This window comes from Lunatimonas salinarum, assembly GCF_017811155.1.
GTDB lineage: Bacteria > Bacteroidota > Bacteroidia > Cytophagales > Cyclobacteriaceae > Lunatimonas > Lunatimonas salinarum.
In genome coordinates this window covers 23,439-31,650 of record NZ_JACVCV010000027.1, presented here as the reverse complement: position 1 = coordinate 31,650, position 8,212 = coordinate 23,439, and the positions used below count along the sequence as shown (strand labels likewise).

General features: G+C 52.0%; 5 protein-coding genes. 4 read left to right on the top strand and 1 reads right to left on the bottom strand.

Going from position 1 to position 8,212, the window contains the following annotated elements; translation table 11 throughout:
- The first annotated feature begins 499 nt into the window (after positions 1-499).
- Positions 500-1,507, top strand: a complete 1,008-nt coding sequence (locus tag IAQ59_RS20735) for a Gfo/Idh/MocA family protein (RefSeq protein ID WP_209332769.1) — start codon at positions 500-502, stop codon at positions 1,505-1,507.
- 61 nt (positions 1,508-1,568) lie between these two features.
- Positions 1,569-2,597 carry a Gfo/Idh/MocA family protein gene (locus IAQ59_RS20730; protein ID WP_209332768.1) on the top strand — a complete coding sequence of 343 codons (1,029 nt, stop codon included), beginning with the start codon at positions 1,569-1,571 and terminating at the stop codon, positions 2,595-2,597.
- A gap of 5 nt (positions 2,598-2,602) precedes the next feature.
- Here the strand turns inward: IAQ59_RS20730 and iolG are convergent, their stop codons facing one another.
- Positions 2,603-3,595, bottom strand: coding sequence for an inositol 2-dehydrogenase (gene iolG, locus IAQ59_RS20725; protein WP_209332767.1), 993 nt, complete (start codon positions 3,593-3,595; stop codon positions 2,603-2,605).
- A gap of 119 nt (positions 3,596-3,714) precedes the next feature.
- Between iolG and IAQ59_RS20720 the strand changes: the two genes are divergently transcribed.
- Positions 3,715-6,741: a PSD1 and planctomycete cytochrome C domain-containing protein gene (locus tag IAQ59_RS20720; protein ID WP_209332766.1), complete on the top strand. Its 3,027-nt coding sequence runs from the start codon at positions 3,715-3,717 to the stop codon at positions 6,739-6,741.
- Positions 6,742-6,745: 4 nt separating this feature from the next.
- Positions 6,746-8,209 carry a DUF1501 domain-containing protein gene (locus IAQ59_RS20715; RefSeq protein WP_245189755.1) on the top strand — a complete coding sequence of 488 codons (1,464 nt, stop codon included), beginning with the start codon at positions 6,746-6,748 and terminating at the stop codon, positions 8,207-8,209.
- Positions 8,210-8,212 lie beyond the last annotated feature (3 nt).

Sequence of the window (8,212 nt, the reverse complement as noted above, 5' to 3'; positions counted from 1 at the left end):
CATTGCGAGCGACGTAGGAGCGTGGCAATCTCCAAACCAGGGCTCAAGGGGATTGTATCGGCTGGGAGCGAGATAGCTTCGTATTTTGGTTCTGGAACGGATGTAGGCTCGAACGATTTGCGAGTCTTGCGTCTTACGTCTTCTAAAAATCTCACATCTCACATCTAACCGTTTCCCCAAGGGGATTGCTTCGGCTTGCGACTAGTTGCAGACCTGTTAACCAGTTCCGATACTAACCTGCTCCGTATCTCGATTACCACCGATCTCCAAGCCTCGCAATGACGTGGGCATGGGCAATCGCTTCGGTTTTTTTGTGCGGGAACGGTTGTAAGGTCGAACGTTTCGCGAGTCTTACGTCTTAAGTCTTACGTCTTATATCTTACGTCTTCTAAAAATCTCACCTCTCAGATCTAACCGTCTCCCACCACCTATATTTTCAAACTAACAATTCTCAAGGCGCATTTGCTGCATAGGCAAACATTTTTGTAAGTTTAAGGCTATGATAAAATTTACAGACAAGGAAGTACGCTGGGGCGTGCTTGGTGTAGGAGCAGTATGTGAACGCAAAAGTGCTCCTGCTATGCAGAAAGTGCCCAACTCCCGGTTGGTGGCGGTGATGAGACGGGACGGCGAGAAGGCCCGGGACTATGCCCGGCGGCACCAAGTGGACAAATGGTACGATGATGCCGATAAGCTGATTGCGGATCCGGAGGTCAATGCCATCTACATTGCCACCCCTCCGAATGCGCACCTGGAGCTCGCTCGGATGGCCGCGGCAGCCGGAAAGCCGGTGTACGTGGAAAAGCCCATGGCCCGTACCTATGCTGAATGCCAAGAGATGATTCGTATTTGCGAGGCGGCAGGAGTACCTTTGTTTGTGGCTTATTACCGAAGAACCCTGCCTAATTTTCTAAAAATCAAATCCCTGCTGGAATCGGGAGTGATCGGTGAGCTACGCTATGTACAGGTGCTGATGAATCAGCCGGCCCATCCGGATGTAAAGTCCGGGCCGAATGACAACTGGCGTATCAATCCGGAAATTTCCGGTGGCGGTTATTTTTATGACCTTGGCTCCCATCAGCTCGACTTCCTGGATTATTTGTTGGGTCCGGTTAAGTCTGTCCGTGCGCTGGCCAGAAATCAGGCCGGTTGGTACGGCGTAGAAGACATCGTTTCGGCCAGCTTCGAGTTTGAAAGTGGCGTAATGGGCTCCGGGGTTTGGTGCTTTGCATCCTCAGAGGCTTCCAAGACGGATATGACCACCCTGGTGGGATCGAAGGGTCAAATCAGCTACCCATCTTTTTGGGATACCTACGTGGATCTAAAAATGGATACCGGAGTAAGCGAACGCTACACCTTTGAGATGCCGGAAAATATCCAATATTTCTTGATCAACTCCATCGTTCAGGAGCTGCTAGGCCAAGGAACCTGCCCCAGCACTGGCCACAGTGCCGCCCGCACCAATTGGGTGATGGAGGAAATGACCGCTTCCATGCGAAAGAGCTGAAGGAAGTTTCCCGTCAAAAGCCGCTAAAATCAATTTTTATCAACAATACCCTTACCCTAAGATGATGAGTACGAAGAAGCTTGGATTTGGAATTATCGGAACCGGTGCCATTGCAGGTATGCATGCAGCCGCCATCAACGCCTGTGAGGACGCAAGCCTCATAGCAGTCTGCAGTTCCACACCCGAGAGGGCGCATCAGGCCGCAGCAAAGTTTGGTGTTCCGGCCGATTATCAGATCCAGGAATTTCTAAAACGGAAAGATATTGATATAGTCGCCATTTGTACACACAGTGGCAACCACCTGGAGCCCGCCATGGCGGCGGCTGCTTCGGGCAAGCATGTGCTGTTGGAGAAGCCCATAGAGGTAAGTTTGGATAGAGCCGACCAACTCATAGCTGCGTGCGAGCAGGCAGGGGTGAAGCTGGGGGTGATTTTTCAAAACCGACTGAAACCTGGATACCTCAAACTGAAAGAGGCAGTGCGAGAGGGTCGATTAGGCCGACTGCTGATGGGAACGGCGGCCATTAATTGGTACAGGGATCCTTCCTACTACAGTGGTAGTGACTGGAAGGGAACTCTAGAAGGGGATGGAGGTGCGGCCCTAATCAATCAGGGAGTGCATACCATCGACCTGCTGCTGGATGTGATGGGGGAAGCCGAATCCGTATTTGGTCAGGTCAGAACGGTCGTTCACGCCATCGAAGGAGAAGATCTGGGGGCTGCCCTGGTAAATTTTAAGAGCGGTGCTCTCGGTACCATTACCGGTGGCACGGCGCTCTATCCCGGGAATCCCGAGCGGCTGGAAATCTATGGAGAAAAAGGAAATATTATCCTGGAGGCCGGCAAGATCGTCGTATGGAATGTGCCCGGTAGCGATAGAGGATTGCCGGATTCCGATGTGGGGGGCAGCGGTGCTTCCGATCCTATGGCCATTGATTTTCGCCTACATCAGGGGCAGGTGGAGGACATGGTGCATGCCGTGATTGATAACCGCGAGCCGATGGTGACGGGTAGAGATGCCCGGCGATCCCTAGAGCTTATTTTGGGTATTTACGAGTCGTCCAAAAGTAATTTGCCGGTTAGTTTTTAGGGGCTTCACCCCAACCTTACCGGTCGGTTTTCGGCGATGGAGCGCATGGCCGCCTCGGCAATCTCCATGGCCTTCAAACCGTCGTAACCGGTAGCAGGCATGGGCTTGCCCGCTATCAGTGCTTCGAAGAATGCTGCCAGCTCCAGTCGATAGGATTCGGCATAGCGGTCCACAAAGAAATCCAGGTTTTTGCCCAGTATATTCCCTGCCCTTCCGGAGGATATGGTGCTGGTTTTGAAGGGATTTTCTACCCGAAGCATCCCGTTTGAACCGAATACTTCCATGCGTTGGTCGTAGCCGTAGGTGGTTTCCCGGCAATTTTCGATGAAGGCCACCACCCCGTTGGAAAAAGTCAGCATCACGGAGGCAAAGTCGATGTCACCGGCTTCCTGTATTTCCGCACTCACCACATGGGCACCCCGGGCATAAACCTCCACCACTTCGGCGCCGACCTGGTACCTAGCCATGTCAAAGTCATGGATGGTCATGTCCATGAGCATGCCTCCCGAACTGCGTATGTAGGCGATTGGAGGAGGGCCAGGATCTCTGCTGATCAGGTGCAGGGAGCGAAGTTTACCCAGTTCTCCTTCGGCTATCCGCTGTTTTACTTCCGCAAAACTCGGATCAAAGCGTTGGTTGAAAGCCAGCATCAGGGGTACGCCACTGCCTTCCACCAAGGCCAGCGTCTGCCGCACGCGATCCAGTGAAAGGTCCATGGGTTTTTCGCAGAAGATGGCTTTTCCGGCCTTTGCGGCGAGCTCCACGTAGTCCGCATGGCTGTCAGTGGCTGAACAGATCAGCACTGCCTCGATCTCGGGGTGGTTGATAAGGACTGCTGCATCGTCGGTGACCAGCGGAACGCCTAGGTGACGGGCAAAGTTTCTCCCGCTTTCCGAAGGATTCATGGCGGCAACTACCTGAATATCCCTGAAATGCGTCAGGCAGTTTATCAAGTGAATTTTTCCGATTCGTCCGATTCCGATGATACCGATGTTCATATTTTCGTTTCTTTGCCTTAAAAGTAGGCTTTTTTTCGCTTTTTGGATAAAAGGCATGGACTTTTGATGGATTAAGCCATAAATTGAAAGCCAATCCCAAAACTCAAAATCTGCCGATCATGTGCTTCTTTAAACCCCTACGAATGGCCCTGCTGCAAGTCGCATTACTTGGGTTTTTACTAGGCTGCGGGTTTAGCTGTAGTGAAACTACCCCCGCCTCATCTGTGGAGTTGCCGGAGGTAGTCGATTTTAACTTTCATATCAAGCCCATTTTGGTACAGAAATGCTACCTATGCCACGGGCCTGACCCAAGTAGCCGCGAGGCGGATTTGCGTCTGGATATTTTTGAAGGGGCTACAGAAAAGCTGGAGAGCGGAAAGCGGGCTATAGTGCCCGGCAAGCCCGGCAAGTCCTATCTATTGGAGCGGATCACCCACCATGACTCGGAATTGCGCATGCCCCCACCAGCTATCAATCAGCAGGTGACACCGGAAGAGGTCGCGCTGATTGAAAAGTGGATCAAACAGGGTGCCGAGTACAAGCCCCATTGGGCGTTTGTGTTGCCGGAACCTGCGAATTTTAAGCGATTAGATGGATTGTCGCTGACCCAGGCAATTGATACCTTGGTGCATGAAAAGCAACGCGAAAAGGGCTTGACAGTCTCCAACAAGGCCGATAGGCAAGCGCTGATTCGCAGGCTGTCCTATGTGCTTACCGGATTGCCGCCCAGCTTGGAGGAGGTGGAAGCCTTTGTCTCGGACGGTTCTCCGCAGGCTTATACGAAGCTGGTTGACCGCTACCTGGCTTCTCCGGCCTATGGGGAGCGATGGGCCAGGCATTGGATGGACGTGGTAAGGTATGCTGAAACCCGCGGACATGAATTTGATTATGCGATACAAGGGGCTTGGCGGTACCGGGACTACCTGATACGTGCCTTTAATGCGGATCTGCCTTACGATGATATGGTCCGTGAGCAACTCGCCGGTGACCTTTTGGAATCCCCCAGGATGCATCCGGAGACCCGTACCAACGAATCGGTATTGGGGACCTTATTTTATACCTTGGGAGAGGGAACCCACAGCCCTGTGGACACCAGAAAAGATGAATCTGACCGCATCGATAACATGATCGATGTGACCACCAAGGCGTTTCAGGCATTGACAGTAGCCTGTGCCAAATGCCATGACCATAAGTTTGACCCCATTCCTACGGCCGATTACTATGCAATGTACGGCATCATGGAGGGTACCCGCTTCACGCCTCAGCCTGCCGCTCAACTGGAGACCCGAAAAGTGACGCTGCTCGAGGCACAAAAGCTTCAGGCGCACATTCGAAAGGAATTTGCATCTTCCTGGCAATCCATGCAGGGTGAATCCTCTCCCTTTCAACTTACCTCACTGAATGACCGGGAAGCGTCTCTTTCCGCGGATGTAAAGGTACTGGGGGATTTTCGGGGACAGGATTTCGGGGGCTGGAAAAGCGATGGTGTGGCCTTCGGTCCAAAAACAACCTTAGGTAATCCGGTTCTGACCAGTGACGGAAAATCACTGATCAGGCTGGAAGAAGGTATGGCGTCCAGCCGCTACTTCAGAACGGGTAAATTCGGTGTGTTGCGGTCACCTGATTTTATAGTAGAATCCCAGTTTTTAGGAGTAAAAGCCCGGGGAAGCTTGGGTACGGTACGGGTGGTGATGGATAATTTCCAACTGATCCAATACCCCATCTACGGAGGTATGAGTCAATCTGTCAGTTCTGAAGATTGGAAGGAATTGGTTTTTGATGTGGGCCAATGGAAGGGGCATAAGGCCTATTTAGAAGTATTGCCCGGCCGGTTTCAGTCCCATAATTACGTGCAGGGAGAGCAGGATTACGTAGAAGTGCAGTATGCCATTTCCTTTGACAATACCTGGCAGGAGCCATCCTTGAAGCAATCCGGGCCGGTGGGGTCGGTGGGTTCCATGGTGAAGAATTGGTCCGATTTTACGTCCAACCCGGAAGAGGTGCAGGCACTCAACCGCTGGGTAGGGCAGGTAAAGGGAGCCCGGTCGCTGGAAGGCCTGGATAAGTTGAACCGGCAGTGGTTGGATTTGACCGGATCGGTCAAAGACACCGTCTATTTCAGTGGGGTCACCGAAGGATTTAAAACTGAAAGTCCCGTGTTTATCCGGGGCAGCCACACCGATCTTTCGCCGGAGAAAATTCCCCGCAGCTTCCTTCCGGGCATCACGCGCTGCAAACCTGTATTTGAAGATGGAGGCAGTGGTCGACGGGAAATGGTAGAAGCCTTGCTATCGTCCGATAATCCCCTTATTGCTCGGGTCATGGTAAACCGAGTTTGGCATCATCTGTTTGGAAGAGGTATCGTAGAGACGGTGGATAACTTCGGGTTGCAGGGTAAATTGCCGACCCATCCGGAGTTATTGGATTACCTGGCCCTATCCTTTGTAGAAAAGGACTGGTCTGTCAAGGAACTGATCCGTGCTATCGTAATGACGGAGACCTTTCAGCGCTCCTATCAATCAAATGAGTCTTCTAAGGCGCGGGATCCGGAGAACCTGTACCTTTCAAGTTATCCGGTCAGAAGACTGGAAGCGGAGGCCATTCGGGATGCCATGTTGTCGGTGGCCGGCAACCTTAATTTGGCGCCTTTTGGCAATCCTGTACCGGTGCACCTGACCAGTTTTATGCAAGGTAGGGGCAGGCCGAGGGAATCTGGACCAGTGGATGGAGACGGACGCCGCAGTGTATACGTGGAGGTACGCAGAAACTTCGTCAGCCACCTATTGCAGACCTTTGATTTTCCAACACCCTTTACCTCTTTTGGCAAGCGCGATGTGACCAATGTGCCGGCGCAGTCTCTGATGCTGATGAATGATCCCTTTGTGGTGCATCAGTCGGAGGTTTGGGCGGCCCGTATACTGGAAGGTACGGACCGTTCCATTGCGGGCCGGGTAGAGAGGCTCTATGAAGAGGCCTTTTCCAGAACGCCACAGCCTGATGAACTGGAAACAGCCAAGTCGCTGCTCCGAGACTGGGGGCAACGGGAAGGTCTGACACGGGACGAGGAGATCTTGGCACATCCGGATATTTGGGTGTCGTTTTGCCATTCTTTATTTAACTTGAAAGAATTTATTTATTTGATGTAAGCCTATGCAAAAGCAGCCCCTTCACCACCGATTAAACCGACCCCTTAGCCGCAGGGAGATGTTGGAAGTATGCCGATGTGGGTTTGGTTCCCTTGCCTTTATGGGCATGCTGGGAGGAATGGCGTCTGCCTGTAAGCCCAATAGCCGGCCGGCATCGCCCAAGGATGTCCTGGAGCAGTTGGCCAAAACGCCTCATTTTGTACCCAAAGCCAAAAATGTCATTTTTTTGTACATGGACGGGGGAGTTTCTCAGGTTGATTCCTTTGATCCCAAGCCACGCTTGGAAAAGGAGAATGGCCAAGACCCCAAATTTAAGGTCGATGCCACCCAGTTTAACGATAATGGTAAGATCCTGATGAGTCCGTGGAAATTCAAGCAGTACGGTGAGTGCGGTATGCCTGTAAGTGAGTTATTTCCGCACATCGCTTCCTGTGCCGATGACTTGGCCCTGATCCGTTCGATGGTTTCCAATTTCCCGGAACATACCAATGCAAACTATTTTTTGCATACCGGAAGCGGCTTGCAAGGTAGGCCCAGTATGGGCGCTTGGATCAATTATGGCTTAGGAAGTGAAAACAGCAACCTTCCTGGATATGTAGTCTTGGATGGGGGACTGATTCCTCCAGGAGGGGTAGATAACTTCAAGAACGGGTTTTTACCGGCAGATTACCAAGCTTCTATTATGAAAGCGGGCGGGGAGCCGGTAGCCAATATCAATCCCTACGATGCGGAAGGACGTCCTCAGCGTGAGAAGTTGGATTTTATTCGTGAGCTAGATCAGTCCCGTTTAGGGGCTGTAGGTGCAGCAGATGCGGTAGAGGCCGCTATTTCCAATTATGAGCTTGCTTACCGAATGCAGTCTTCGGTACCTGAATTAACCGAGTTTCAGTCGGAAACGAACGCTACCAAAAAATTGTATGGATTGTTTTCTGATGATCCAAACACCCGAAACTATGGCGCACAATGCCTTATGGCGCGAAGGTTGGTAGAGCGTGGCGTTAGATTTGTAGAGCTCACCTGTCCCATGGTAGGTAGGGGCGTAGACCGTTGGGATCAGCACTCCAACCTTAAGGATGGACACGAGCGCAATGCCCATGCAGTGGACCAACCCATTGCCGGGTTGCTTAAAGATCTGAAATCCAGGGGTCTGCTGGAGGAAACCTTGGTGGTCTGGTCGGGTGAGTTTGGGCGCACTCCCTTTGCACAGGGTAGCGATGGAAGAGATCACAACCCTTCTGCCTTTAGCATGTGGATGGCCGGTGCGGGTATCAAAGGGGGTACCATATATGGACAAACAGACGATTATGGCTACCGGGTAGTGGAAAACCCCGTAAGCATCCACGACTTGCACGCTACGATTCTGCATCTGTTGGGCGTGGATCATTTTCATTTGACCTATCATTTTGGAGGGCGGGATTTCCGCTTGACCGATGTACACGGCCATGTGGTTAAAGCTGTTTTGAGTTAGAAG